At 55.4% G+C, this 23499-nt stretch carries 26 protein-coding genes and 1 tRNA gene; 13 read left to right on the plus strand and 14 right to left on the minus strand.

What is annotated here, in order from left to right; all coding sequences use genetic code 11:
• Positions 1–429 precede the first annotated feature (429 nt).
• A tRNA-Leu gene (locus tag MWU61_RS09540) sits at positions 430–514 on the minus strand.
• Positions 515–694: 180 nt separating this feature from the next.
• On the opposite strand from MWU61_RS09540, the gene MWU61_RS09545 reads away from it, so the two are divergent.
• A complete protein-coding gene (locus MWU61_RS09545; RefSeq protein WP_247128136.1) occupies positions 695–1159 on the plus strand; it encodes a Hint domain-containing protein in 465 nt (154 codons plus the stop codon).
• A gap of 72 nt (positions 1160–1231) precedes the next feature.
• Here the strand turns inward: MWU61_RS09545 and MWU61_RS09550 are convergent, their stop codons facing one another.
• Complete coding sequence (locus MWU61_RS09550; RefSeq protein WP_247128137.1) at positions 1232–3085, minus strand: NAD(P)H-hydrate dehydratase; 1854 nt, start codon at positions 3083–3085, stop codon at positions 1232–1234.
• 173 nt (positions 3086–3258) lie between these two features.
• Between MWU61_RS09550 and MWU61_RS09555 the strand changes: the two genes are divergently transcribed.
• Positions 3259–3597 carry a P-II family nitrogen regulator gene (locus MWU61_RS09555; RefSeq protein WP_247128138.1) on the plus strand — a complete coding sequence of 113 codons (339 nt, stop codon included), beginning with the start codon at positions 3259–3261 and terminating at the stop codon, positions 3595–3597.
• 72 nt (positions 3598–3669) lie between these two features.
• A complete protein-coding gene (gene glnA, locus MWU61_RS09560) occupies positions 3670–5076 on the plus strand; it encodes a type I glutamate--ammonia ligase (RefSeq protein ID WP_247128139.1) in 1407 nt (468 codons plus the stop codon).
• Between the two features lie 133 nt (positions 5077–5209).
• Here glnA and MWU61_RS09565 read toward each other — a convergent pair whose 3' ends face one another.
• From MWU61_RS09565 to MWU61_RS09575, 3 genes are all read right to left on the minus strand, one after another.
• Complete coding sequence (locus MWU61_RS09565; RefSeq protein WP_247128140.1) at positions 5210–5779, minus strand: hypothetical protein; 570 nt, start codon at positions 5777–5779, stop codon at positions 5210–5212.
• Between the two features lie 93 nt (positions 5780–5872).
• A complete protein-coding gene (locus tag MWU61_RS09570; RefSeq protein WP_247128141.1) occupies positions 5873–7075 on the minus strand; it encodes a threonine ammonia-lyase in 1203 nt (400 codons plus the stop codon).
• Between the two features lie 62 nt (positions 7076–7137).
• Positions 7138–7863, minus strand: coding sequence for a DUF3445 domain-containing protein (locus tag MWU61_RS09575; protein ID WP_247128142.1), 726 nt, complete (start codon positions 7861–7863; stop codon positions 7138–7140).
• 147 nt (positions 7864–8010) lie between these two features.
• On the opposite strand from MWU61_RS09575, the gene MWU61_RS09580 reads away from it, so the two are divergent.
• Positions 8011–9213, plus strand: coding sequence for a bifunctional alpha/beta hydrolase/OsmC family protein (locus tag MWU61_RS09580; RefSeq protein WP_247128143.1), 1203 nt, complete (start codon positions 8011–8013; stop codon positions 9211–9213).
• 160 nt (positions 9214–9373) lie between these two features.
• On the opposite strand, the gene MWU61_RS09585 is transcribed toward MWU61_RS09580, so the two are convergent.
• Both MWU61_RS09585 and MWU61_RS09590 read right to left on the minus strand, forming a co-directional pair.
• Positions 9374–9979, minus strand: a complete 606-nt coding sequence (locus MWU61_RS09585; protein WP_247128144.1) for a biotin transporter BioY — start codon at positions 9977–9979, stop codon at positions 9374–9376.
• Between the two features lie 81 nt (positions 9980–10060).
• Positions 10061–10474 (minus strand): DUF6314 family protein, encoded by a 414-nt coding sequence (locus MWU61_RS09590; protein WP_247128145.1) that lies wholly within the window; start codon positions 10472–10474, stop codon positions 10061–10063.
• 105 nt (positions 10475–10579) lie between these two features.
• On the opposite strand from MWU61_RS09590, the gene purB reads away from it, so the two are divergent.
• Positions 10580–11881, plus strand: a complete 1302-nt coding sequence (purB, locus tag MWU61_RS09595; RefSeq protein WP_247128146.1) for an adenylosuccinate lyase — start codon at positions 10580–10582, stop codon at positions 11879–11881.
• A 77-nt stretch (positions 11882–11958) separates the two neighbouring features.
• A complete protein-coding gene (locus tag MWU61_RS09600) occupies positions 11959–12132 on the plus strand; it encodes an adenylosuccinate lyase (protein ID WP_247128147.1) in 174 nt (57 codons plus the stop codon).
• An 85-nt stretch (positions 12133–12217) separates the two neighbouring features.
• Here the strand turns inward: MWU61_RS09600 and MWU61_RS09605 are convergent, their stop codons facing one another.
• Positions 12218–12871 (minus strand): acyl-homoserine-lactone synthase, encoded by a 654-nt coding sequence (locus tag MWU61_RS09605; protein ID WP_247128148.1) that lies wholly within the window; start codon positions 12869–12871, stop codon positions 12218–12220.
• Positions 12872–13013: 142 nt separating this feature from the next.
• The gene (locus MWU61_RS09610; protein WP_247128149.1) at positions 13014–13625 is read right to left on the minus strand and encodes an autoinducer binding domain-containing protein; all 612 of its coding nucleotides are present in this window, start codon (positions 13623–13625) and stop codon (positions 13014–13016) included.
• Between the two features lie 137 nt (positions 13626–13762).
• Here MWU61_RS09610 and MWU61_RS09615 point away from each other — a divergent pair, with 137 nt between their 5' ends.
• Genes MWU61_RS09615 through MWU61_RS09635 form a run of 6 tightly spaced genes read left to right on the plus strand, consistent with a single transcriptional unit; the run spans position 13763 to position 17583 of the window.
• Complete coding sequence (locus tag MWU61_RS09615; protein WP_247128150.1) at positions 13763–14257, plus strand: autoinducer binding domain-containing protein; 495 nt, start codon at positions 13763–13765, stop codon at positions 14255–14257.
• Between the two features lie 43 nt (positions 14258–14300).
• Positions 14301–15359, plus strand: a complete 1059-nt coding sequence (locus tag MWU61_RS09620) for a FliG C-terminal domain-containing protein (protein ID WP_247128151.1) — start codon at positions 14301–14303, stop codon at positions 15357–15359.
• 57 nt (positions 15360–15416) lie between these two features.
• Positions 15417–15764, plus strand: a complete 348-nt coding sequence (locus MWU61_RS19760) for an SH3-like domain-containing protein (RefSeq protein WP_281502068.1) — start codon at positions 15417–15419, stop codon at positions 15762–15764.
• Complete coding sequence (locus MWU61_RS19765; protein ID WP_348645578.1) at positions 15757–16050, plus strand: SH3-like domain-containing protein; 294 nt, start codon at positions 15757–15759, stop codon at positions 16048–16050. The genes MWU61_RS19760 and MWU61_RS19765 overlap by 8 nt, the downstream gene beginning before the upstream one ends.
• Complete coding sequence (gene nthA, locus MWU61_RS09630) at positions 16040–16684, plus strand: nitrile hydratase subunit alpha (RefSeq protein ID WP_247128152.1); 645 nt, start codon at positions 16040–16042, stop codon at positions 16682–16684. Before MWU61_RS19765 ends, nthA begins: the two co-directional genes overlap by 11 nt.
• A 5-nt stretch (positions 16685–16689) precedes the next feature.
• Positions 16690–17583 carry a lauroyl acyltransferase gene (locus MWU61_RS09635; protein ID WP_247128153.1) on the plus strand — a complete coding sequence of 298 codons (894 nt, stop codon included), beginning with the start codon at positions 16690–16692 and terminating at the stop codon, positions 17581–17583.
• Here the strand turns inward: MWU61_RS09635 and MWU61_RS09640 are convergent.
• Positions 17576–18280 (minus strand): DUF1223 domain-containing protein, encoded by a 705-nt coding sequence (locus MWU61_RS09640; RefSeq protein WP_247128154.1) that lies wholly within the window; start codon positions 18278–18280, stop codon positions 17576–17578. The genes MWU61_RS09635 and MWU61_RS09640 overlap by 8 nt on opposite strands.
• A 233-nt stretch (positions 18281–18513) precedes the next feature.
• On the opposite strand from MWU61_RS09640, the gene acnA reads away from it, so the two are divergent.
• A complete protein-coding gene (acnA, locus tag MWU61_RS09645) occupies positions 18514–21204 on the plus strand; it encodes an aconitate hydratase AcnA (RefSeq protein WP_247128155.1) in 2691 nt (896 codons plus the stop codon).
• A gap of 191 nt (positions 21205–21395) precedes the next feature.
• Here the strand turns inward: acnA and MWU61_RS09650 are convergent, their stop codons facing one another.
• The 4 genes from MWU61_RS09650 to ccmB are packed head-to-tail and all read right to left on the minus strand — an operon-like array spanning position 21396 to position 23489.
• Positions 21396–21935, minus strand: coding sequence for a DsbE family thiol:disulfide interchange protein (locus MWU61_RS09650; protein WP_247128156.1), 540 nt, complete (start codon positions 21933–21935; stop codon positions 21396–21398).
• Entirely contained in the window at positions 21928–22074 is a 147-nt protein-coding gene (ccmD, locus tag MWU61_RS09655; RefSeq protein WP_247128157.1) for a heme exporter protein CcmD, read from the minus strand. The genes MWU61_RS09650 and ccmD overlap by 8 nt, the downstream gene beginning before the upstream one ends.
• Positions 22071–22799 (minus strand): heme ABC transporter permease, encoded by a 729-nt coding sequence (locus MWU61_RS09660; protein ID WP_247128416.1) that lies wholly within the window; start codon positions 22797–22799, stop codon positions 22071–22073. The genes ccmD and MWU61_RS09660 overlap by 4 nt, the downstream gene beginning before the upstream one ends.
• Before the next feature lie 33 nt (positions 22800–22832).
• Positions 22833–23489, minus strand: a complete 657-nt coding sequence (ccmB, locus tag MWU61_RS09665) for a heme exporter protein CcmB (protein WP_247128158.1) — start codon at positions 23487–23489, stop codon at positions 22833–22835.
• Between the last annotated feature and the right edge of the window lie 10 nt (positions 23490–23499).

The following is a 23499-nucleotide window of genomic DNA, read 5'->3' on the forward strand; positions in this document are numbered from 1 at the left end:
CCACCTGCTTACGCGTTAGCCCACTGGTCAATGCAATCCGCACCGCATCTTGGCGAAATTCGTCCGTACGTTTCAGTCCCATAGTTCATCTCCTTTGTTGCAGTAAATGCTATCAAAGGAGCGGCATCAAACCGCGACAGGTCCATCTTTGTTCAGAATCAGGTGTTCTTCGTGCGCAGCCCAATCCAAGGCCGCGCGCTTAGTGTCAAATGTCTGAGATTTCCTGATGCCCTTACGTGCAACGTATGCTTTCCACCGACCAGTTTTAGTCTTTGTTATGCTCGCCAAGTTTACAACCCGATTGCAGTTTCGTTGTAACCAGAGTCGCAAAATACACTACAAATTGCACGCTGCATTTATTTACAACCCTGTAAAGCACTGCTTTTAAAGGAAAACTTTGCACATTTTGAGAGTTCGAAAAAGGGGTGATGGTGCGGGTGAAGGGACTCGAACCCCCACGCCTCGCGGCGCCAGAACCTAAATCTGGTGCGTCTACCAATTCCGCCACACCCGCAATGATCAAACGGGGCAGGTTTTCGGGCCTGCCCCGCTAGGTTGGGCGCTGTCTAGCAAAGGTCGCAGGGGGATGCGAGCAGAAAAATCATCTAAAAATGAACCCTGACTTAACGCAATGTCGCCACATTTGGCCAACAAACCTGATTTCAACAAAACGAACGAACTCGGGGACACGATAATGCACACTGAAATGACTGTTGAGACGGAACGCCAAGACGCTAAAACAGCCGTTCACACCGGTATTTGCGCAGGCACTTCTATCATGACTTTGGACGGCGAAATGCCGGTTGAGCATCTTTCAGTCGGCGATCGTGTTATCACCCGTGACAGCGGCATGAGCGTTGTGAAAAACATCACAATGAAGAAAGCCCAAATGCAGCCGATCCGCATCAAGGCAGGGTCTTTGGGCCATACGCGCCCTGACCGCGACATGATGGTAACGGCCGGCGCCAAGCTTCATATCCGCGACTGGCGTGCAGAGGCCCTGTTCGGGACATCATCTGCAAGCGTCGCCGCAGAGCGTCTGGTTGACGGTGAATTTCTGGCCGCAGCCGGTGCCCGCGAAATGACCGTGTACCACATCGAATTCGACCGCGAACACATCATCTACGCTGATGGCGTTGAGATGATCGCGGGCGCATAACCCCACGACCACAAGACATCGAACAGGTTACTCGAGAGAAAGGCGCGTCCCCCAACGCGTCTTTTTTCGTGTCTAAACGCCCAATTCGCGGAAAACGGTCGGAAGCTGCTCTGGCAAATCCTCTGCAATTAACCCCGGTCCGAATTGCCGCGCGCAGCGGGCATGTAGCCAAGCCCCTATTTGTGCCGCAGCCAATGGCGGAAATCCTCGGGCCATCAATCCGGTGATAAACCCTGCCAAAACATCACCCGACCCCGCTGTCGCCAGCCAAGGGGCCGCATCGTCGTAAACAGATGCAACGACGATGCAGCGTCCATTCGGATCGGCAATGACCGTGTCTGGCCCTTTGAACAAGACGACGCACCCTGCCCGTTTTGCCGCATCACGTGTGGCATCGACCTTGGAATACGCAGGGCCACGGTCTTTTTGCAAAGCCTCCTGAAACGCCATTACCGCAGGTATACGATTCGTTACCGTCGTGGCATCAGGTCGCTTTTCCCGCCAAGTTAGTTTCTCTGCCAAATCCGGGAAAAGCCGCTTAAATTCACCTGCATGTGGGGTCAGCACGCATTGATCGTGAAGCAGCGCAAACAATTCCGGCTCTTGCGCCAAAAGCGTCAACGCATCAGCATCTAACACCACCCGCTTTTTGGCTGAGGGGTTGAGAGCCGCAGCAATCACGGCCACTTCCCCCGCACCTGTACCGAAGCCGGGGCCGACACATAGGCTGTTGATTCGATCATCAGCCAATATCTCTAACAACCCGTCCGCGTCCTTTACCTTGCGGGTCATCACCGCATCCAAGGCAATCTCATTTTCCAGCAGCGCCGCAGGCGGACACCCCAGCGTTACAGCGCCCGCCCCAATGCGCAATGCGCCTCGTGCCGCCAATCGGGCTGCACCGCCGCGGCCAACACCACCTGACAAAACCAGAGCATGACCGAAACTATATTTGTGGGCGTCGCCTTGCCGCGCTTTCGTCAACAACCGCGTATCGAACATCGTGTAATTCAGGCGAAGATCCGGAACGATAGGTTTCAATCGCGTCAATTCCGTACGGATGGGCCGCACAGCGCCCATTGGACCACGGGCGGTTTGAATGAAAGCAGGTTTGTCAGGCAACGTCTTTTGAAAACAGCGCCAGTTTGCCAACCCAATATCCACGACCTTCACCTTGCCGCACAGTGCCGGACCATGGCCGATGAAGTGCCCAACCTTCGGACAATCAAAAGTAACGGTCAAAGCTGCAAACCGTACCATACCGTTGGCATATGCCCCATCGCTGCGCCCCAACAACACGCCGCTGTCCAAACACAGCCCCGAAGGCGCATCAATCGCGACTGTTTTGGGCGCAAAGTCATCGCCATTCCGTCCGGCCATATGGCTTAGAACATCAAAAGCCGCGCCTTCAACAGGGCGTGACGCGCCCGTCCCGAACAAGGCATCAACATAGACGTCCGCATCCGGCACGGCGCGAAATGCGCGTTCAGACAAGGGTTGCACGTCGCCCAACGCAGACCAACGGTCATAATTGACCCGCGCATCTGGCGGCAACCTTTCAGCACCCCCGTAATAAAACACATCAACGTCCCACCCGATCGCATGCAATAACCGGGCGACAACAAACCCATCGCCGCCGTTGTTGCCCGGGCCACATAGCACCACGGCACGTCGCTTTATCTCTTCTTTTGGTCCTAAATATCTCGGGGGTCGCCTTTGTTGCGCCATTGGTCCGAGTGACAATGGCGACGGGGCTGGCCCCCACGCTGTGCCCGCCGCAGGCGCAAGCTGTGGCCATTCAGCAAAAACCGCATCAACAACACCCTGCCCGGCCCGTTCCATCAGCTCCAGCCCAGTGACCTCACCACTGTCGATCGCAGCCTGCTCATTGGCGCGCATTTGGGCTGCAGTTAAGAGTTCGGTCATTTATCTGGCACCTTATGTTTACAAACCGCACATTATGGCGTCTATGTGATTAAAAATTAGGCACACCTAGTTTTTTGGAGGATGGATATGACGCAAACTTGGCGCGTCAATTGTTCCTCCGCAACAGAAATGATCTGAGCGTCACTGAATATATCAAGGGGAGTCGCGGGCCTATGAAAAAGATCGAAGCCATTATTAAGCCATTCAAACTCGACGAAGTGAAAGAAGCTTTGCAAGACGTAGGCGTCCAAGGCCTGAGCGTCGTCGAAGTCAAAGGTTTCGGCCGCCAGAAAGGCCACACCGAATTGTACCGTGGCGCGGAATACGTTGTCGATTTCCTCCCGAAAGTGAAAATCGAGATCGTTTTGGCTGATGATCAAGTCGATGCGGCTGTTGAAGCTATCATCGGTGCTGCGAAGACAGACAAAATCGGCGACGGTAAGATCTTTGTCTCCCCTGTTGAGCAAGCGATCCGTATCCGTACAGGCGAATCCGGCGACGACGCACTTTAAGGCGCGGCACACTTCGCCGCCCTACCGACCAACACACACCTAACACACGACACGAAACAAAAGGACATATCGATGGACAACAAAGCTGTTCTCAAAATGATCAAGGACGAAGGCGTTGAATACGTCGACGTGCGCTTCACAGACCCGCGCGGCAAGCTGCAGCACGTGACTGTGGTCTCTGATCTGGTTGACGAAGACTTCCTCGAAGAAGGCTTCATGTTTGACGGGTCTTCCATCGCGGGTTGGAAATCCATCGATCAGTCCGACATGAAACTGATGCCACAAGCTGAAAGCGTCTACCTTGACCCTTTCTATGCTGAGAAAACACTTTGCATTCACTGTAACGTTGTTGAGCCGGACACTGGCGAAAGCTACACACGTGACCCACGCGGCACTGCTGCAAAAGCAGAAGCTTACCTGATTTCTTCCGGTATCGGCGATCAAGCATTCTTTGGCCCAGAAGCTGAATTCTTCGTCTTTGACGACGTGCGCTTCCAAGTGTCCATGAACAAAGTGTCCTACCAAGTTGATGCGCTTGACGGTGCATGGAACACAGACACAGAATATGAGATGGGCAACACTGGCCACCGTCCGGGCGTTAAGGGTGGTTACTTCCCAGTGAACCCAATCGACGACGCACAAGACATGCGCGGCGAGATGCTTTCTACAATGAAGCGCATGGGTATGAAGGTCGACAAGCACCACCACGAAGTGGCGTCTTGTCAGCACGAACTGGGCCTGATCTTTGGTACGCTGACGCACCAAGCTGACGAAATCCAGAAGTACAAATACGTTGTGCACAACGTCGCCCAAGCCTACGGCAAATCCGCGACATTCATGCCAAAGCCAATCGCTGGCGATAACGGCACAGGTATGCACGTGAACATGTCCATCTGGAAAGATGGCAAGCCATTGTTCGCAGGCGACAAATACGCTGATCTGTCACAGGAAGCCCTGTACTTCATCGGCGGTATCTTGAAGCACGCGAAATCCCTGAACGCGATCACAAACCCATCCACAAACTCTTACAAGCGTTTGATCCCGGGTTTTGAAGCACCTGTTCTGCGCGCCTACTCTGCGTCTAACCGGTCCGGTTGTGTCCGTATTCCTTGGGCCGAATCCCCCAAGGCAAAACGCGTCGAAGCACGTTTCCCTGATCCAGCAGCCAACCCATACCTGTGCTTCGCAGCACTGATGATGGCTGGCCTTGACGGCATCAAAAACAAAATCGACCCAGGTGCGGCATCTGACAAAGATCTCTACGATCTGCCACCAGAAGAACTGGCTGAAATCCCAACTGTTTGTGGATCCCTGCGCGAAGCGCTGGAAGCTCTCGAAGCAGACCACGATTACCTGATCGCTGGTGACGTATTCACCAAAGACCAGCTGGAAGGCTACATGGACCTGAAATGGGAAGAAGTGTACGCATACGAGCACACACCACACCCAATGGAATACAAGCTGTACTACTCCTGCTAATTTGGCAGTGGCTTGAAGTTAAGAAGGGCGTCCCGACTGGGGCGCCCTTTTTTAGTGACTTTTTTGCATTCACTTTCTTTTCGCCTAACGGCTCAAAAGGCCAATCGTAATAAGTCCCCGTCAGGTCCATGCATTAATGGTGCTGCGTCACACAGTCTTCGAAAAATTTGGAGCCGAGAATTGTTTCCGCGCTCAAATGCGGAATGTCTGCATCAATGAAACAATCTAACGCAGCCACATTTTCAAATCCTGAGTTCTCGAAGCTTGATTTCAAGGCAAATGCCAAAGCGTTGACGTGATTGCTTAGTGTCGTCGCCTCATCGGGGGAAAGGCGAGCATACTCTCGTAGGATCGCAAACTTATAGGCAGCTGACCTTACCGTGTCATTTTCCGGCAAAACCGCGAGCGCGCTCATTAGTATCCCGCCTTTGCCCATAACGGAAGGCTCAGAGAGGACACTTGATTTAAACAAGACATAGTAGATGTAGTCGGCTTGTGCCAACGTCCCGATCGAAAACCTAGCCCGGGATGATATCTCATTGTAACGCAAAAAGATCGTCCCAAGTCGGTCGCAAGGCTCTACGTCATTGAGTGCGGACTTTGGGAAGTCCAGCATCTCTTCAGCCGTCTTGCAATCAGCAAGCGCAATCGTTGGAGCGAACAATACTGTAGCAAGTGCAAAAGCAATTCTTCCGAATACCATGGAAAACCCTTCTCGTTATTGTACCAAATAATGCCTAATCTTGAAAGAATAGTACTCGAGAGTTCGAGCACTCCGCCACTGCAAATACTCCACCTAAACAACCCGCACTTGCAGTCCCGCCCCTTCCAACACCCCCAATATCTCATCCACATGGAACTGGTCCCGCGCTTCGATCACCACCTCTAGCTCCGCCTGTTTCAACGACACCGATTGCATCATGCGTTGGTGGATCACTTCGATCACGTTGGCCCCTGCGTCGCCGATGATCTGTGAAATCTTGGACAGTTGCCCCGGCGTGTCTGCGATTTCGAACACCAGTCGTGTGATCCGTCCGTCCCGCATCAGCCCTCGCACGATCAGCGTGGACAGCACGCGGCTGTCGATGTTGCCCCCGCAGATCAGCAGCCCGACCTTCTTGCCCGCGAATTTGTCGAGGTTGTTTTTAATCACCGCAAGGCCCGCGCCCGCCGCCCCTTCGGCGACCAGTTTTTCCACCGACAGCAGGTCAAACACCGCCTGTTCGATCTCGACCTCGGTTGCTGCATCCACGCGGTCCACCAGATCGCGGATCACGGCGAGGTTTGCCTCCGCAGGTGCTTTCACTGCGATCCCTTCGGCCAATGTCGCCCCGCCAAAATGTGTGCTGGATTGATCAAAGTTCGCCTTTGCCGCATCAAACAGATGCGCCTGCGCCCCGATTACTTCAATCTGTGGTTTCAACCCCTTCGCCGCCGTGGCCATACCTGCAATCAACCCGCCGCCACCAATAGGCACGACGATGCAATCCAGATCAGGTTCCTGTGCGAGCATTTCGAGCGCCACGGTGCCCTGCCCCGACACGACCTCTGGATCATCAAATGGATGCACAAAGGTCATCCCTTTTTCCTCTGCCATATCCAGCGTGAACTGCACGGAATCGTCAAAGCCTACGCCGTGGATCACGACCTCGGCTCCCATGTCTTTGGTCCGTTTCACTTTGTTAAACGGTGTCCCTTCGGGCATCACGATCACCGCAGGAATGCCCAGACGGTTGGCGTGATAGGCCAACCCTTGCGCGTGGTTCCCCGCCGAACAGGCAATCACGCCCGCCTTTTTCGCCGCGTCCGACAGCGTCAGCAATTTCGCCAATGCCCCCCGCGCCTTGAACGCGTTCGTGTGCTGGAGGTTTTCAAGCTTGAGGTACAGATCAATGCCCAGATGCTGCGACAGCCGCGTGGCCTTGACCAAAGGCGTTTCAATCGTCGCAGGTTTGATCGCCGCGTGAACGGCTTGGATGTGGGAAAGCGTGACGACCATTTCGGGCTCCTTCAACTGATGGTCCAGGGGTAGAACAGCCGCCGCGCCCCGTCCATCACGTTTCACGCAAGGGCGATGACCGTGTGGATCGCAAAGACCACGGCGCGGGTCTGCGGGAGCCGGAACAACGTCTGACGTTCGCTGCGTTCATAAAGACTTTGTGCTGTGCCGACAGGGCGCGGGTTGCCTTCCGTCCGTGGTTGATACAGCGCCGGATCGTCGTACCGCAGCAGGTTAGCGCGCCAGAGCGGTCGCCCGACCTGGATCCCGTCAAACAGCCGCTGCACACGTTTCGCAAGGGTCGCATCGTATTCTGGTACCGGATCATGGATCGCGGTCAGCGGTTTGCCGATCTTCTGCGCCAGCGTCCAAGACGCGGGAAAACACAGCAGTGCGGCGGTCATTCCGTGCACTTCACCCATGGGCTGATGGATCACCAGATCCTCTTGCAGGACCTGCGACAACACCTGCAAGGGCGCACCGGACGTGTCGACATGCCGCCCGTCCGGACAGATGACTTTTGTTGCCGAGACATCGAATCCTGCGCGGTGTTTCAGCAGCTTCAAAACCTCGACCAGCAGTTCAGCCGCCGCGTCGTCGGCTTCCGGCAATTGGCGCAGGACGTCCATAGACCGTTCCGCGCGTATTGTCTGTTTCAATGCGATCTGTTCCGCATAGGACTGGTCGGTTGTAATCCAATCCGTCCCCGTAACGGTCTGTATCCCCGGCAGGCGCGCAGCCGCCGCTTGGCGTTGGTTTTCAGGGATTTGGCCAAGGATCATCGTCATGGAAACTATCTATCCAAGACAGACACAAACGTCACCATTGCGTGACAAGCCCACGCAAAGATTGCGCCGCCCGCCTCCAAACGCCACCTATGACCCAACGCAGAACGATGACCCGGCAACGGGGCCCAAGAAACGGGAAGGACACATATGACATCCGAAAAATTCACCTTCGCCGGCCACGCAGGCCATATGCTGGCCGCGCGGCTCGATATGCCAAATGGAACGCCACGGGCTGTGGCGCTTTTCGCGCATTGCTTCACCTGCTCCAAAGAAATCGTGGCCGCGCGTCGTTTGGCAAGCGGGCTTGCCGATAACGGCATCGCTGTGCTGCGGTTCGATTTCACAGGGCTCGGCCATTCCGAAGGCGCGTTCGAGACCACGACGTTCAGCTCTAACGTCGCGGACCTGCGTGCCGCCGCCGCCGAACTGGATCGCCGCGGGCTGACGCCAACGCTGCTGATCGGGCATTCATTGGGCGGTGCCGCTGTCCTGCGTGCAGCACCCGACATGCCGTCTATCAAAGGCGTCGTGACCATCGGTGCTCCTGCCGATCCGGGTCATGTCACCCACAACTTCGGGGCCGCCTTGGCAAGCATTGCAGAACACGGCGTGGCCGAAGTGCAGCTTGGCGGGCGTCCACTGAATATCGGACAGGGTTTTGTCGATGATGTGGCTGCCGCAAACCTGCAACCTGCCTTGGCCAAATTAAACGCCGCCCTGCTGGTGCTTCATGCCCCGCGCGACCACGTTGTAGGCATCGAAAACGCAGGCGAGATTTTCCTTGGTGCTAAACACCCCAAAAGCTTCGTGACACTCGACGATGCCGATCACCTGCTCAGCAAACCCGCAGACGCGGCCTACGCGGTTGATGTCATTACGACGTGGTCACGCCGCTACCTGCCCGCTCCGGTCGGAACACAGGCTGCCAAAGCGCCAGAAGGCACTTTACGCGTCACCGAAACCAGCCCCGATAGTTTCGCGCAGACCATCCAAGTCGGCGATCACACGATGATCGCGGACGAACCGGTCAAAGTCGGCGGCACGAACACTGGACCGACGCCCTACGGTCTGGTCTCTGCGGGGCTAGGTGCGTGCACATCGATGACAATACGGATGTATGCGCGACGCAAAGGCTGGCCGGTAGATGGTATCTCAGTCGATGTCGACCACGGCAAATGCCACGCAAGCGACAGCAAAGCGGGCGACAAGATCGACTGTTTCACTCGGACGATCCACCTCACCGGTGATCTGGACGAAGAACAAAAGGCCCGCCTGTTGGAGATCGCAGATAAATGTCCGGTCCACAAAACCTTGGAACGCACCAATGAAGTGGTCACAAAACTGGGTTAATCCGCTTCTTTTGGCCTCAAATATCCCTGCCGGAGGCATGCAGAACCCTACAATGCCCACTGGCCCACGTTATTCCCGTGTCCAGTCGCAACAAGCACCAGAATAAAAATAAGGCGCAGCCACCGGCTGCGCCTTTCAATTGTTTCAAACCAAGGTTTGATTAGGTGCGTGCGTTGCCGATCAGCTTCCACAGCGCTGGCACGATCAATGCCGCCAGTGCCAATTTCAGCGCGTCACCGATCAGGAATGGTGTGATACCCCATGCCAGTGTCTGCTCCCAACCGGATGCGAACTGGTGCAGCCACAGCAGGCCGGGGATGTAAATCAGCGCAGAGCCCACGAGCATCGCCAGACCCATCGTCACAACGTTACGGTCCCAGCCTTTGCGTGCCGCAACACCCAGCGCCAGTGCCGCCAGCATGTACCCAACAAGGTAACCGCCAGTGCCGCCCATCATGTAAACAAGGCCTGCTTTTTCAGCGGAAGAACCGGCAAACACGTCCAGACCCATCGCGCCAAGTGCGAGGTAACCTGCAATCGTCAGCGCGCCCAAACGTGCGCCATAGCCTGCGCCGATTGTCAGAACTGCGAATGTTGTCAGTGTCACAGGCACAGGATTGCCCGGAATGAAGAACTGCATCTTTGCGGTCAGAGCCAGCACAGCCACACCAAGGATCACCATGATCGCTTGTTTGGCGCGGCGCATTGCGCCTTCGTTATTGGCAAATGTGTCGATGAGAACTTTGTCGTTGAGTGCGAATGCCATCAGGCTTTCCCCCGCTTTGTTATACGTTGCGGAACTTATTGCCCGAGCGATGCTGCACTTGCAAGATGTTTGCGTCGAAACCTATCGGCTGTAATGCGACACAGATGTGTAATCTTTGCGCGGTCCGCGCACCGACCACGTCGCTGTCCACGCGGGCCAATCACGGAAATCGTAGGTCACATCGTATAAGTCTGCGCCGCACAGATGTGTCGTCCCCGGCACCGTTCCTTCTGGAATGAAGCTGTGAAAATCAGCGCCATCCGCGAAGCGCACGACCACGCGTGCCTCTTCGAACGTCCAAAGGTAGGCGCGCGTCGCTTCCATCACTGGTCCGCTTTGTAATTTCAGGCGCCCCGTTTCTTCGTATCGTAACGCGTCATCTTGCCCCGCAAGCGTCGCCAGCCCCTGCAAAGTGCCATCCATGCCGCCGTGCCGATCCGTGATCGTGCGGTCTAACTGCCAATCGCCTGCGAAATCAGCCGCTTTTAACATCATCGTCGCTGCCCTTGTTCTTCTGACCTAACGGCACTTGAGCCTTAGGTCGCAGCCCTTTATGACGCGCGGATACGCTGTTGCCCATTCACAAAAGGCCATGATCCCATGATCCCACGTTACTCTCGCCCCGAAATGACTGCCATTTGGGAGCCAGCCACCAAGTTCCGCATCTGGTACGAGATCGAGGCCCACGCCTGTGACGCCCAAGCTGCCATTGGCGTGATCCCGCAGGAAAACGCGGACGCGGTCTGGAAAGCCAAGGATGTAGAGTTCGACGTGGCCGCGATTGACGCGATTGAAGCGGTGACCAAACACGACGTCATCGCGTTTTTGACGCACCTCGCTGATATCGTCGGCAATGACGAAGCCCGCTTTGTGCACCAAGGCATGACATCGTCCGACGTTCTGGACACCACATTCAACGTCCAGTTGGTGCGCGCATCCGACATTCTGATCAAGGACATGGAACGTGTTCTCGCGGCGCTGAAGGACCGTGCGATCGAGCATAAAGAAACCGTTCGCATCGGTCGGTCCCACGGTATCCACGCTGAACCAACCACAATGGGTCTGACATTCGCGCGGTTCTACGCCGAAATGGATCGTGGCCTTGCCCGTCTGAAACTGGCCCGCGAAGAAATCGCGACCGGTGCTGTGTCTGGTGCGGTTGGTACATTCGCGAACATTGATCCAAGCGTCGAAGAGCACGTTTGCGAAAAGATGGGCCTGAAACCTGAGCCGATTTCAACACAGGTGATCCCACGCGACCGTCACGCGATGTTCTTTGCCACGTTGGGTGTGATTGCGTCCTCGATGGAAAACATCGCGACCGAAATCCGCCACATGCAGCGTACCGAAGTGCTCGAGGCCGAAGAGTTCTTCTCTAAGGGTCAAAAAGGGTCTTCCGCGATGCCGCACAAGCGTAACCCTGTGCTGACGGAAAACCTGACTGGTCTCGCGCGTCTGGTGCGAATGTCTGTCACCCCTGCCCTTGAGAACGTCACGCTGTGGCACGAACGCGATATTTCGCATTCCTCAGTGGAACGCGCAATTGGTCCGGACACAACGATCACGCTGAACTTTGCGCTGAACCGTCTGGCAGGCATGATCGAAAAGCTGGTGATCTACCCAGACAACATGCTGGCCAACATGAACAAATTCCGTGGCCTCGTGATGTCGCAGCGGGTTCTGCTGGCACTGACGCAAGCTGGTGTCAGCCGTGAAGATAGCTACAAACTGGTGCAGCGCAACGCGATGAAAGTTTGGGAAGAAGGCAAAGATTTCCAAACAGAATTGCTTGGTGATGCCGACGTTCTTGCGGCCCTGTCAGAAGACGAGATCAAAGAAAAATTCGACCTTGGCTACCATACCAAACACGTAGACACGATCTTCAAACGGGTCTTTGGCTAAGCGGTAGGCGAAACGTCAACGTGACTTTTATGGATTTGCTGCTAAGTTTCCCCTACGGAAACAAATAGGAGTGAACGATGAAGATCAAATTGACTATCGCCGCCCTTTTCATTGCCATCTCGCCTGTGGCGGCCTTCGCTGAAGGGTGCCACGGGTCCCATGCGATGGACCAGCAAGCGGCAATATCATGCGCTGAAGGAATGGTTTTTGACGCGGACGCAAACACCTGCGTCGCTGAAACAACAAGCTAAACAGATAAACGGGAGGCAGCAGATTGCCTCCCGTTTCTTTTTTTATACCGCGCACACGACCGAAAACTCGTTAAACTTAACACCCTTACACCTTAGACGGCGCGTGTAGCGGCTGCGGCTGGGGACGGTGCGTGGCTTTCGGCACAAAGGCGGTCTGACGTGCTGCTGACATGCCCAGAACGGCGTAGCGGCGGCCATCGCCATCGTTGAGATACGTGTCGCCCATACGTTCCGCATCATAGCCAAGCTGACGCAGTGCGCGCATCATCGCCAAGGTGGACAGACACATCAGTTTGGTCGCGCCTTTTTCGTTGGCCAGATCAATCAGCCCATCCACGATCATACGCAAACACGTGCTGCGTTCGGCATGTGTCCGGACGCTATCGCACATCACAAGACGGGTACATTCCCACATGTCCGCGTCGACAATATCGCGCCCCATGATGTTGGCTGGAATATCGATCAATTTCCCCTGGACGGCGTCACGCAGCATGTATGTATGCGTGCCCCATTGTGACGTTGTTGGCATCACCCGCGCCCCACCGATCACCTTGCCATCCTTCAATACAAGCGAATAGCTCGCCTGTGGGTTGTCGTATTGATCCATCTCATGTGATTCGTCATGGGGGATATCCCACCCAAGATTATCGACGAAGAACTTCTTGCGCAGTGCAAGAAATTCAAAAAAAGCAGCACCGTGTTGGTGCATGTCCGCGAGTTTAAAAGTAATATTTTCCATGGTTCCCTCTCCACTTTAGAGAGTCAACGCATAGCATTTTAGGAAAGTTTATAAATAATTTTATAGTTAATAGGCCTTAACAGCCATTACTATTAACCAGTTAGAAACATTCCCAGTTTTCAAAAATCAACTAAATTTGGAACTAAATTAGTCCGAACTGACTGGCCAAAGCTGCGGCCTGAGGCCCCGTTTTGGCATCCAGTTTCAGCTTAGCGTTCTTCAACCTCTGCTTGATGGCACCTTCGCTGACGCCCAATTCATGTGCGATCTGCTTAATCCGTTCGCCGTTTTTAATCATTTGAAGCACTTCAAGTTCGGCGCGGGTCAGGTTTGACGGAGGTGCTGTTTCCTCATGACGTCGTTGGATAAATGCGTTCAGAAGCCGGATTTCGAGGTCCGTAAATTCGCGATCATTTCGTGCAAACGACCCGAAGGATCGTAAACCTTTTTGAACTTTGTCCGTGACCGATACAGTGGCCCCGTATCGCAGCCCAAATGTCTGTGCTTGGGCAAGCACCTTACGCGGGTCTTCTAGTTCAATTTCGCTCCAGCGAATCGCCGCTGCTGAACTGCTGTAGACCCATCTAATAACCGGATCGAACAGCATAAACCGCTGCATTGTGTAGTGTTCGACCCATGGTGGCGGGAAAGCATTTTGTTCTTCGAGCGGAAAAGCAAAACCGATACGCAACGCAATATGGAACCCTGCGGGCGCAAGCTGGTTGAGGTCATCAGAACTAAGGAGCCGTTCCATCAATTATCCTATTGAGCCGAACCCTCAAAAAGCACTAACACAAACACGACATCTCGGGTAACATGCGCCACACAGGTAGGTTTGGGCCTGTATATACTGAAACGTCATACAGGCAACTATAAAGCGAGTGCGATATTATGGCTGGACAGGCTGAAATAAAAGCGAAATTAGCAGAGCTGAAGGTCTTGTCGCCTTCTGGCTACGCTTTGGCCTTGCACATCCGTTATACGACTCCGACTTTCTTGTTCCAGACCTACGAAAAGAAGTGGTTGGATCACTATTCGCAGAACGGTTACGTCATGACCGACCCGGCTGTGCATTGGGGGTTTGAAAACCGTGGGTCCCGCACGTGGGCCGAATTGGCTGACTTGGATGTGGCAGGCGTTTTCAAAGCAGCCGCAGACCACGGCCTGAAATACGGGATCGCATGCGCCGTTGGCGAAGACGCAAGCCCAAGCATCTGCGCGTTTGCCCGTCCCGACCGTGAATTTACGAAGGCCGAGACTGATGAAATCATGGGCCATCTGCACGAAATGCATGCGCTGACAGACAATCTACAGGCGCTTTCGCCTGAAACAGCGGCTGCGCTGAAAGAGATGTCGATTCTTTATACACACCCTGCAAATGACTGATTGTCTTTACACTTTGTTTAGGACGAAGTGAGACAACAAGGCCATGCAACAGCTTGGCCAATTATCCTCCGCATCCCCCACTCCGCCCGCTGGCCTCACGCGTCGGCGCAAGGCTGCATTGATCGTTCAAATGCTTTTCCGCGATGGGAACGGGATTCCCCTGACCCGTATGCCGGAAAAACTGCAAGCGGCTTTGGCGCACGAACTTGGCGCTATTCGGCTTGTCGACAAATCGACGGTCGAACAGGTCGCGGTGGAATTTCTCGAAGAACTGGATTCAATCGGTCTTGTCGCACCCGGCAGCACGCTGCAAGCGCTTGATGCGCTTGGTGACCAGATCAGCCCTGATCTGGCCGAACGGTTGCGCGCAGAAATCATTGCTGCCCAAAATGGTGATCCATGGCCAATGGTGACGGCCCTGTCAGAAGACGATCTTGTCACGTTGATGGAAGCCGAAAGCACGCATATTGGCGCAATTGTTCTATCCAAACTGCCGGTCGCAAAGGCCGCTGAAGTTTTGGGAAAACTGCCTGGTGAACGCGCGCGGCGGATCAGTTTTGGTATGTCCCAAACATCGTCCGTTTCCCCCGATGCCGTTCTGAAGATTGGCAAGGCGTTGATGCGCGATCATTGTGAAAAATCGACGATTGCGTTCAATCGTGGGCCGGATGCACGCCTTGGTGCGATCTTGAACACCAGCCCTGCCGCCACCCGCGAAGACGTGCTGACGTCGTTGAATGGCGATGATCCCAAGTTTGCAGATGATGTCCGCAAGAACATTTTCACATTTGCAGACATCGCGACACGGATCAAAGGAACCGATATCCCTGTCTGTATTCGCGCCGTTGATGCGGACGAACTGAATGTCGCCATTTCGGCAGCACTTGCCGGGTCCGACGACGAAGCCGCGGGGGCCGAATACATTCTGGCGAACATGTCCCAAAGGATGGCCGGATCAATTCGCGAAGCGGTTGACGAAATGGGCCATGTGAAACGCAAAACTGGCGAAGCGGCGATGAATGTCGTCACGACCGCGATCCGTACGTTGGCCGAAGACGGCGGGATTACCTATCAATCTACGGACGATGAAGACGACGAATAGACCCTGACGCGGGATCGGTGATGGACAGTCTGCGCCATCCTCAGGTATCGTCACCAAATGACAAATAAGACACCACAAATCGGCAGACGTTGGCACGACATGGGCGGCGATGCCGCTGGTCCCGTTCCGGATGCGTCGCATGACTTCGCAATCTGGGAAAAGCGCGTTGATGCGTTGATGGTCTTGTGTTCCACCAAGGGGCATTTCACGGTGGACGGCCTGCGCCGAGTCCTTGAAGACATGCCCGCCGAAAGCTTTGATCAGATGACGTATTATGAGCGTTGGATCATGTCGATTAATCAGAACTTGATCGAAGGCGGTGTTTATACGACAGCAGAACTTGCGCAAAAGATGACCGAAGTTGCATCGCGTGGCGCTACCTACGGGGACGCAGCAAGTGAATAGTTTCAGCCACCACGAACACGTGCGGGTGAAGACAGACGTCCCACCTGGTCACGTCCGCACACCCTATTATCTGCGCGGCAAAAGTGGCGTCGTTGAACGCACACTCGGGCCATTTGCAAACCCCGAAGACCTTGCCTACGGGATCGCGGCGCAATCGGGCCAATTGTTGCGCGTGCGTTTTGACATGGCCGAGGTTTGGGGCGACGCTGCCGAAAACCCGACAGACATTCTTGAAGCGGAAATCTACGCACATTGGCTCGAAAGGATCACTGACGATGCCACATGATCATCACGACCATGACCACCTATCGCCTTCAGGCCATCCTTATCGCCCTGATCAGGACACGACGCTGACCTACTGGCAACAGATGGAAATCGCGATCCGTGAGATATTGATCGACAAGGGTGTGACAACACCCGCAGAGATTGCCACACAAATCGAAGCGATGGATGCGCGTAGTCCGGCAGACGGCGCGGCCGTTGTTGCCCGCGCGTGGGTCGACCCCGCCTTTCGTGAAAGGCTGCTTGTGGATGGGTCGAAAGCCGCGAGCGAGATGGGCTTCGATATCGGGCCGATGAAATTGATCGCCGTGGAGAACACGGCTGACGTCCACAATATCGTCGTTTGCACGCTATGTTCGTGCTACCCGCGCAACCTGCTCGGCCTTCCGCCGGATTGGTATAAATCGCGGGCATACCGGTCCCGCACCGTCCGCGAGCCGCGCTCTGTCTTGGCCGAATTCGGCGTGACCTTGCCGGATGATGTGACAGTTCGAGTCCACGATAGCACCGCAGATATGCGCTATGTCGTGATCCCTGCCCGCCCTGCTGGCACAGACGACTTGTCTGAGGCAGCGCTTGCCGCGCTTGTCACACGTGACAGCATGATCGGCACAGGTATCGCGCGGAGCCCGCGTTAATCCCGATGGCAGACCGCGCCCCTTCCCATGCCGATTGGCTGACAGATCGCGTGTTGCGCGGCCTGTTGGGCACGGTCATGCAATTGCCCTATGAAAAGCGCGTCCGCGCTATGGGTCGTATCATGGCGAACGGGATTGGGCCGCTCACCAGCTACCGCACCCGCGCTGAAACGAACCTTGCGAAAATCTACCCTGATCAGTCACCTGCAGACCGTCGGGCGATGGCCACCGCCGTTTGCGACAACTTTGGCCGCACGCTGATTGAAAACTATTCTTGGCGTGAATTCGGGCAGCGGCTGTCGGACACGGTTCCGGTCGGCGAAGGTCTCGAAACACTGGAACAGGCCCGCGCATCCAAAACGCCTGTCATCTTTGTCACGGGCCATATCGGCAACCATGAAGCGCCGCGTCACGTGCTGACACAAACCGGCCTAACCATCGGCGGTCTTTACCGTCCAATGGCAAATCCCTATTTCAACGCCCACTACGCCAAAACCATGTCGTCATGGGGCGGGCCTGTTTTTGCGCAGGGTCGCCAAGGCACAATTGGCTTTGCCAAACATCTGAAATCGGGTGGCATGGCGACGCTATTGTTCGACGTGGCCAACAGCGGCGGCATCAACCTGCCGTTTCTGGGGCATCCTGCGCGCACTGCTACATCTGCCGCTGACCTTGCCTTGCGGCTGGGGGCAATCGTGATTCCCTATTTCGGTATTCGTAAAGACGACGGCCTGAGCTTTGACATTCATGTCGAAGCGCCTATCGCGCCGGACACGCCAGAAGTCATGATGACGGAAATGACCAAACGACTGGAAGCACGGGTTACTGCGACCCCCGCGCAATGGTTCTGGGTTCACCGACGTTGGAAGCAGCCTAAGGGTAAGCCTGCGGCTAGTTAATCAGTTTGGCTGCACCTGCGACCGGACCGTTTGTGCCACGTTGCACGATAACTGCGACTTGATCAGCGTCGGTCACATCGGCTTCGAAACTGATCGGTTCCACGCCGTCCCACTGTCCAAGAACAGTGATCGACTGCACGACGTTGGAATACTGGATTGTTTTCCCAGCGTTTTCACCACGTTGAATGTCAATCGACTGGACCGGCAAAATCTGCGCCAGTTGCACAACATAGCCATCTGGAGCCGGAGCATCGTCCATCTGGGCCGTAATGCTGAGCGTGTCTTCGGTCCACGTCAGATCCACATCAACAGGCTGGTCTTCGATCCGGCGTGCGGCGATTAGATCAGCCACATCCATGCCACGCGCGCCGATAACGATGTCCTGCCCTGCAATCACGAACTGCGGCGTATAGATCGTCGTTTCACCTGCTGCACGGGCATAATCCTGTTGGCGCTGGGTGTATGCAGGATCGGCGAATTCATCGACCCAACCAATGTAATCCCAGTAATCAACATGTAACGCCAATGCGATAACGTCGTCACGTGCGGCCAATTCGGTCAGCATCTCATCTGCTGGCGGACAAGAGGAGCAGCCTTGCGACGTATAAAGTTCAACCACAACAGGCGACATATCGGCCAAAGCCGGTGCTGCAAAGCAGGTCGTCATCAAGGCGGCAGTCCGCAAAAGGTTGCGCATAGGGATTCTCTTCTTTTGGCTACGGACACACATCTAAGGATTAACTGGCACACAGGCCAATCAACCAATCGCGAGCAACATGTCATACTTGCCATTGGCGACCCGAATGCCACGGTTTTTACAACCGTGGCGCGTCATTGTGTGCAACGGTATACAAATTAACCCTTGATCCTCCGCACCCCTTGGTGCAAAAGCCAATCAAGCCAAATCTTCCTCATTTGAAAGGGACAGCCATGACTGTAACCGTTGGCACAGATACAGCCAAAACCCGTAAAACCCTGACCGTTGGTGGCAAGTCCATCGACTATTATTCTATCGAAGCTGCAGAAGCCGCAGGCCTTGGCGATTTTTCCAAGCTGCCAGCCGCGTTGAAAGTGGTCCTTGAAAACCTGCTGCGTTTCGAAGACGGCGGTTTCTCTGTATCAACAGACGATATCAAGGCGTTTTCTGATTGGGCTGTCAAAGGCGGCAAGAACCCGATTGAAATCGCGTACCGCCCTGCCCGCGTTCTGATGCAGGATTTCACCGGCGTTCCAGCTGTTGTTGACCTTGCAGCGATGCGCGACGGCATTGTGGCACTTGGTGGCGACGCCCAGCAGATCAACCCGCTGAACCCTGTTGATCTGGTCATTGACCACTCTGTAATGATCGACGAATTCGGCAACCCACGTGCGTTCCAGATGAACGTGGACCGCGAATATGAACGGAACCTCGAACGCTACACATTCCTGAAATGGGGTCAGAAAGCGTTTAACAACTTCCGCGTTGTTCCTCCGGGCACAGGTATTTGCCACCAGGTGAACCTTGAATACCTCGCGCAAACGGTTTGGACAGACACTGACCAAAACGGCGTTGAAGTGGCTTACCCTGACACGCTCGTCGGGACTGACTCCCACACAACAATGGTCAACGGTTTGGCCGTTCTGGGTTGGGGCGTTGGCGGTATCGAAGCTGAAGCTGCGATGCTTGGTCAGCCCGTTTCTATGCTGATCCCAGAAGTTGTTGGCTTTGAGCTGACAGGCGAAATGGTTGAAGGCACAACAGGCACCGACCTTGTGCTGAAAGTCGTCGAAATGCTCCGCGAAATGGGCGTTGTCGGCAAATTCGTTGAATTCTACGGCGAAGGTCTGGACCGTCTGCCATTGGCAGACCGTGCGACAATCGCAAACATGGCACCAGAATACGGTGCGACATGTGGCTTCTTCCCAATTGATGGCGAAACACTGCGTTACCTGCGGAACACTGGCCGCGACGAAGACCGGATCGCGTTGGTCGAAGCCTACGCAAAAGCCAACGGTTTCTGGCGCGATGCGGACTACGCACCAGTCTACACAGCAACATTGTCGCTTGATATGGGCACAATTGTTCCTGCGATTTCAGGTCCAAAGCGTCCGCAAGATTACGTGGCACTGACTGGCGCGAAATCTGCATTCGCCAAAGAAATGGAAGAGACCTTCAAACGTCCAATGGGCAAAGAAGTGGCTGTTGCTGGCGAAGACTACACAATGGAATCAGGCAAAGTTGTCATCGCTTCCATCACGTCCTGCACCAACACATCCAACCCATACGTCATGATCGGCGCGGGCCTTGTTGCACGCAAAGCGGCGGCACTGGGTCTGGACCGGAAACCTTGGGTCAAGACATCGCTCGCACCTGGTTCGCAGGTTGTGTCCGAATACCTTGAAGCAGCTGGCCTGCAAGAAGATCTCGACAAAATCGGGTTCAACTTGGTTGGCTACGGTTGCACGACATGTATCGGTAACTCTGGCCCGATCCAGAAAGAACTGTCCGACGCCATTGCCGAAGGGGATCTGGTCGCGACATCTGTTCTGTCCGGTAACCGGAACTTCGAAGGCCGGATTTCACCAGACGTACGCGCGAACTATCTCGCGTCCCCGCCTCTGGTCGTCGCATACGCCTTGGCTGGCACCATGGACATCAACCTGTCCACTGATGCCATCGGTCAGGACAAAGACGGCAACGACGTCTTCCTGAAAGACATCTGGCCAACCAACCAAGAGATCAACGATCTGGTTGAACAGACAGTGACCCGCGAAGCGTTTATCAAGAAATACGCTGACGTCTTCAAAGGCGACGAAAAATGGCAGGCCGTTCAGACACCGGATTCTGAAACATACGACTGGCCAGCTGCGTCAACCTACATCCAAAACCCGCCTTACTTCCAAGGCATGTCCAAGGATCCAGGCAAAATCAGCAACCTGTCCGGCGCGAAAGTTATGGCGATCTTGGGTGACATGGTCACAACCGACCACATCTCTCCTGCTGGGTCTTTCAAGGACACAACACCTGCGGGTCAGTACCTGATCGAACGTCAGGTGCCTGTGCGTGAATTCAACTCCTACGGCTCACGTCGCGGGAACCACGAGGTCATGATGCGCGGCACCTTCGCCAACATCCGCATCAAGAACGAAATGCTCGATGGTGTTGAAGGCGGCTACACAAAAGGTCCAGATGGCAACCAAGCAGCGATCTTCGACGCGGCAATGGCGCATCAAGAAGCAGGCACGCCGCTGGTTGTCTTCGCAGGCGAACAATACGGCGCTGGCTCTTCACGTGACTGGGCAGCCAAAGGCACAGCGCTTCTGGGCGTCAAAGCGGTTATCGCTGAAAATTTTGAGCGTATCCACCGGTCCAACCTCGTTGGCATGGGTGTCATTCCGTTCGAATTCACCGGCGGCGACACACGTAAATCACTTGGCCTGACAGGTGACGAAACAGTTGCGATCTCTGGTCTCGACACAATCGAGCCTTTGCAAAACGTACCGGCGACCATCACGATGGGCGACGGCACTGTGAAAGAGATCACAGTCAAATGCCGCATCGATACAGCGGTCGAGATTGAATACATCGAAAACGGCGGTGTGCTGCACTACGTACTACGGAACCTCGCCAAAGCGGCCTAAACCCCGCTCTCTCGAAAAACGAAAAGGCCCGCGTCTGACGCGGGCCTTTTGCTTCTTTGGGGTCTTCTAAATCCCCGCCGGAGGCATCCAACAGATCGTCACACAACACAATCGACTGCGGACCGCACCACTGCGAACCGCGCGTTATAATCATGAAATCCTCAGCCCCGCTGAGGTCATTCAGGTCAAACCTATTCGGCCAGCGCGGCGTCTAGCGCAGGCAAGAACTGCTGTTCAACAACCGACCCGACCAGTGGCCCGACGTGCCGATGCAGGACAGTCCCATCGCCCCCGATGATGAACGTCTCGGGCGGTGCTGTGACGCCCCAGTCAATCGCGGACCGACCACGCGGGTCAAACCCCGTCGCAAAGAACGGGTTACCATCGTCTTCCAAATATTCAGTCGCTTGGTCCTGCAAATCGCGGAAATTTATGCCAGCGACGCGGTAGCCTGCGGCATCGAGTTCCAGCAAATACGGATGTTCAGCACGGCAAGGCGGGCACCAACTGGCCCAGAAATTCACGATTGTAACTTCGCCTGATTGCAGATCGTTTACCGTCAACAATGGCTCGCCGTTGATTGCCTCGGTCGGCAATGCGGGCGCCGGTTGCCCGACAAATTGTGACGGCAATTGACCCGGGTTTTCGCGGAACATCCCGCTGAGAAACAACCCTGCCAGCCCTGCAAAAATCACAGGCGGCAGAACGAGCATCGGTGACACTTTAGCCATTCTTTTCAATCCGTTCCAACGCCGCCTTCACGCGGCGGCCTTGCCATATAGATAGGCCGATCAAGCCCCCTAACAAGCCCAGCGAAATCCCGTAGGACATCAAAATCTCGAACGCATACGCACCCAAATCCGGCATCATGCTCTCCTAGCCCGCGCTTCTAGCGCTTTGATCCGGCGCAACCGCACCTCCATGCGCGTCCGCAGCAAAACCAAGGCCACAAACAGCAACCCGAAGCCGATCATCGTGATCACCAGCGGTTGCCAAAACACGTCCGACACGTTCTCTTCTTTATCCAGCGACAGCGACGCGCCTTGGTGCAAACCTTGGCTCCAGAATTGCGCGGCATAGCGCGACAGGATCGCGAAAATTGACCCGACAAGGCACAGGATCGATGTCAGATCTGCCGCCGTGTCCGAATCCTCGATCGCGGACCACAGTGCCATGTAGCCGAGGTAGAACAGAAACAGGATCAGGAATGACGTTAGTCGCGGATCCCATTCCCAATATGTCCCCCAAATCGGTGATCCCCACAGTGCACCTGTCACCAAGGCGATCAGCGTCATCGTGATCCCGACAGGTGCCGCTGCCTTCGCTGCTAGTGCCGACACGTGATGCCGCCGCACGATCCAGATCAGCGACGCCACCAGCATCATCAACCACGCGTTAATCGCCATCAGCGCTGCGGGGACATGCAAATAGATAATCTTGACCGTCGATCCCTGACGGAAATCATCGGGCGTGAAAAAGAACCCCCAGATCAATCCAACCGCCAGACAGAGCGCTGCCGCCCCTGCCACCCACGGCAGCACAGGTCGCGTCCAATCCATGAACTTCTTTGGATTTGCGTATTCCCACAATGACATCAGTACCATCAACTCCCTAGGCCATGGGCCTGTCTAACGCAGATTAACCCGCAATGCAGCAGCCGTGGCGAAGGGTAGCACTGCAATTGACCCTAATGTGATTACGCCGAGCAACATCAGCGGCGTTGTCGCCGCCATCCCGTCCGCCCCGCGTCTGACCGCATCCGCCCCCATGATCAGCGTCGGGACATAAAGCGGCAAAACCAGCAGTGATAGCAACAGGCCACCGCGTCGCAGTCCCACGGTCAGCGCCGCCCCAAAAGTGCCGATCATCGACAGACCCGGCGTGCCGATCAACAGCGAAATCACGAGGAACCAGTAGGCATCTGTCGGCAGGTGCAACAGAAACCCTAATACGGGCGCTGCAAAGCAAAGTGGCAGTCCGGTGGTGATCCAATGCGCCAGCGCCTTGATCAGGCTGACACCTTCCAAAGGCAGTGGTGATGTGGCGAGCAGCGCTAGCGACCCGTCTTCAAAATCCAGCGCAAAAATTCGGTCGAGCGATAGAAGTGCCGCCAACAGTGCCGCGACCCATAGAATGCCGGGGGCAATTTTGCTCAGCAGCCCCGCCTCTGGTCCGACCCCAAATGGCACGAGCACCACCACGATCAGAAAAAACGCGAGCCCAAGGCCAAAACCACCGCCTGCCCGAATTGCCAGTCGCAGGTCTCGCATCAGAAGCGCGATCACAAGCCCGACC

The organism is Loktanella sp. F6476L (assembly GCF_023015725.1).
Lineage (GTDB): Bacteria > Pseudomonadota > Alphaproteobacteria > Rhodobacterales > Rhodobacteraceae > Yoonia.

Bases quoted from the DNA above. Each gene is read 5' to 3' on its own strand.
- MWU61_RS09545 (WP_247128136.1), top strand. From the start codon at position 695: ATGCACACTGAAATGACTGTTGAGACGGAACGCCAAGACGCTAAAACA.
- MWU61_RS09550 (WP_247128137.1), bottom strand. From the start codon at position 3,085: ATGACCGAACTCTTAACTGCAGCCCAAATGCGCGCCAATGAGCAGGCT.
- MWU61_RS09555 (WP_247128138.1), top strand. From the start codon at position 3,259: ATGAAAAAGATCGAAGCCATTATTAAGCCATTCAAACTCGACGAAGTG.
- glnA (WP_247128139.1), top strand. From the start codon at position 3,670: ATGGACAACAAAGCTGTTCTCAAAATGATCAAGGACGAAGGCGTTGAA.
- MWU61_RS09565 (WP_247128140.1), bottom strand. From the start codon at position 5,779: ATGGTATTCGGAAGAATTGCTTTTGCACTTGCTACAGTATTGTTCGCT.
- MWU61_RS09570 (WP_247128141.1), bottom strand. From the start codon at position 7,075: ATGGTCGTCACGCTTTCCCACATCCAAGCCGTTCACGCGGCGATCAAA.
- MWU61_RS09575 (WP_247128142.1), bottom strand. From the start codon at position 7,863: ATGACGATGATCCTTGGCCAAATCCCTGAAAACCAACGCCAAGCGGCG.
- MWU61_RS09580 (WP_247128143.1), top strand. From the start codon at position 8,011: ATGACATCCGAAAAATTCACCTTCGCCGGCCACGCAGGCCATATGCTG.
- MWU61_RS09585 (WP_247128144.1), bottom strand. From the start codon at position 9,979: ATGGCATTCGCACTCAACGACAAAGTTCTCATCGACACATTTGCCAAT.
- MWU61_RS09590 (WP_247128145.1), bottom strand. From the start codon at position 10,474: ATGATGTTAAAAGCGGCTGATTTCGCAGGCGATTGGCAGTTAGACCGC.
- purB (WP_247128146.1), top strand. From the start codon at position 10,580: ATGATCCCACGTTACTCTCGCCCCGAAATGACTGCCATTTGGGAGCCA.
- MWU61_RS09600 (WP_247128147.1), top strand. From the start codon at position 11,959: ATGAAGATCAAATTGACTATCGCCGCCCTTTTCATTGCCATCTCGCCT.
- MWU61_RS09605 (WP_247128148.1), bottom strand. From the start codon at position 12,871: ATGGAAAATATTACTTTTAAACTCGCGGACATGCACCAACACGGTGCT.
- MWU61_RS09610 (WP_247128149.1), bottom strand. From the start codon at position 13,625: ATGGAACGGCTCCTTAGTTCTGATGACCTCAACCAGCTTGCGCCCGCA.
- MWU61_RS09615 (WP_247128150.1), top strand. From the start codon at position 13,763: ATGGCTGGACAGGCTGAAATAAAAGCGAAATTAGCAGAGCTGAAGGTC.
- MWU61_RS09620 (WP_247128151.1), top strand. From the start codon at position 14,301: ATGCAACAGCTTGGCCAATTATCCTCCGCATCCCCCACTCCGCCCGCT.
- MWU61_RS19760 (WP_281502068.1), top strand. From the start codon at position 15,417: ATGACAAATAAGACACCACAAATCGGCAGACGTTGGCACGACATGGGC.
- nthA (WP_247128152.1), top strand. From the start codon at position 16,040: ATGCCACATGATCATCACGACCATGACCACCTATCGCCTTCAGGCCAT.
- MWU61_RS09635 (WP_247128153.1), top strand. From the start codon at position 16,690: ATGGCAGACCGCGCCCCTTCCCATGCCGATTGGCTGACAGATCGCGTG.
- MWU61_RS09640 (WP_247128154.1), bottom strand. From the start codon at position 18,280: ATGCGCAACCTTTTGCGGACTGCCGCCTTGATGACGACCTGCTTTGCA.
- acnA (WP_247128155.1), top strand. From the start codon at position 18,514: ATGACTGTAACCGTTGGCACAGATACAGCCAAAACCCGTAAAACCCTG.
- MWU61_RS09650 (WP_247128156.1), bottom strand. From the start codon at position 21,935: ATGGCTAAAGTGTCACCGATGCTCGTTCTGCCGCCTGTGATTTTTGCA.
- ccmD (WP_247128157.1), bottom strand. From the start codon at position 22,074: ATGATGCCGGATTTGGGTGCGTATGCGTTCGAGATTTTGATGTCCTAC.
- MWU61_RS09660 (WP_247128416.1), bottom strand. From the start codon at position 22,799: ATGTCATTGTGGGAATACGCAAATCCAAAGAAGTTCATGGATTGGACG.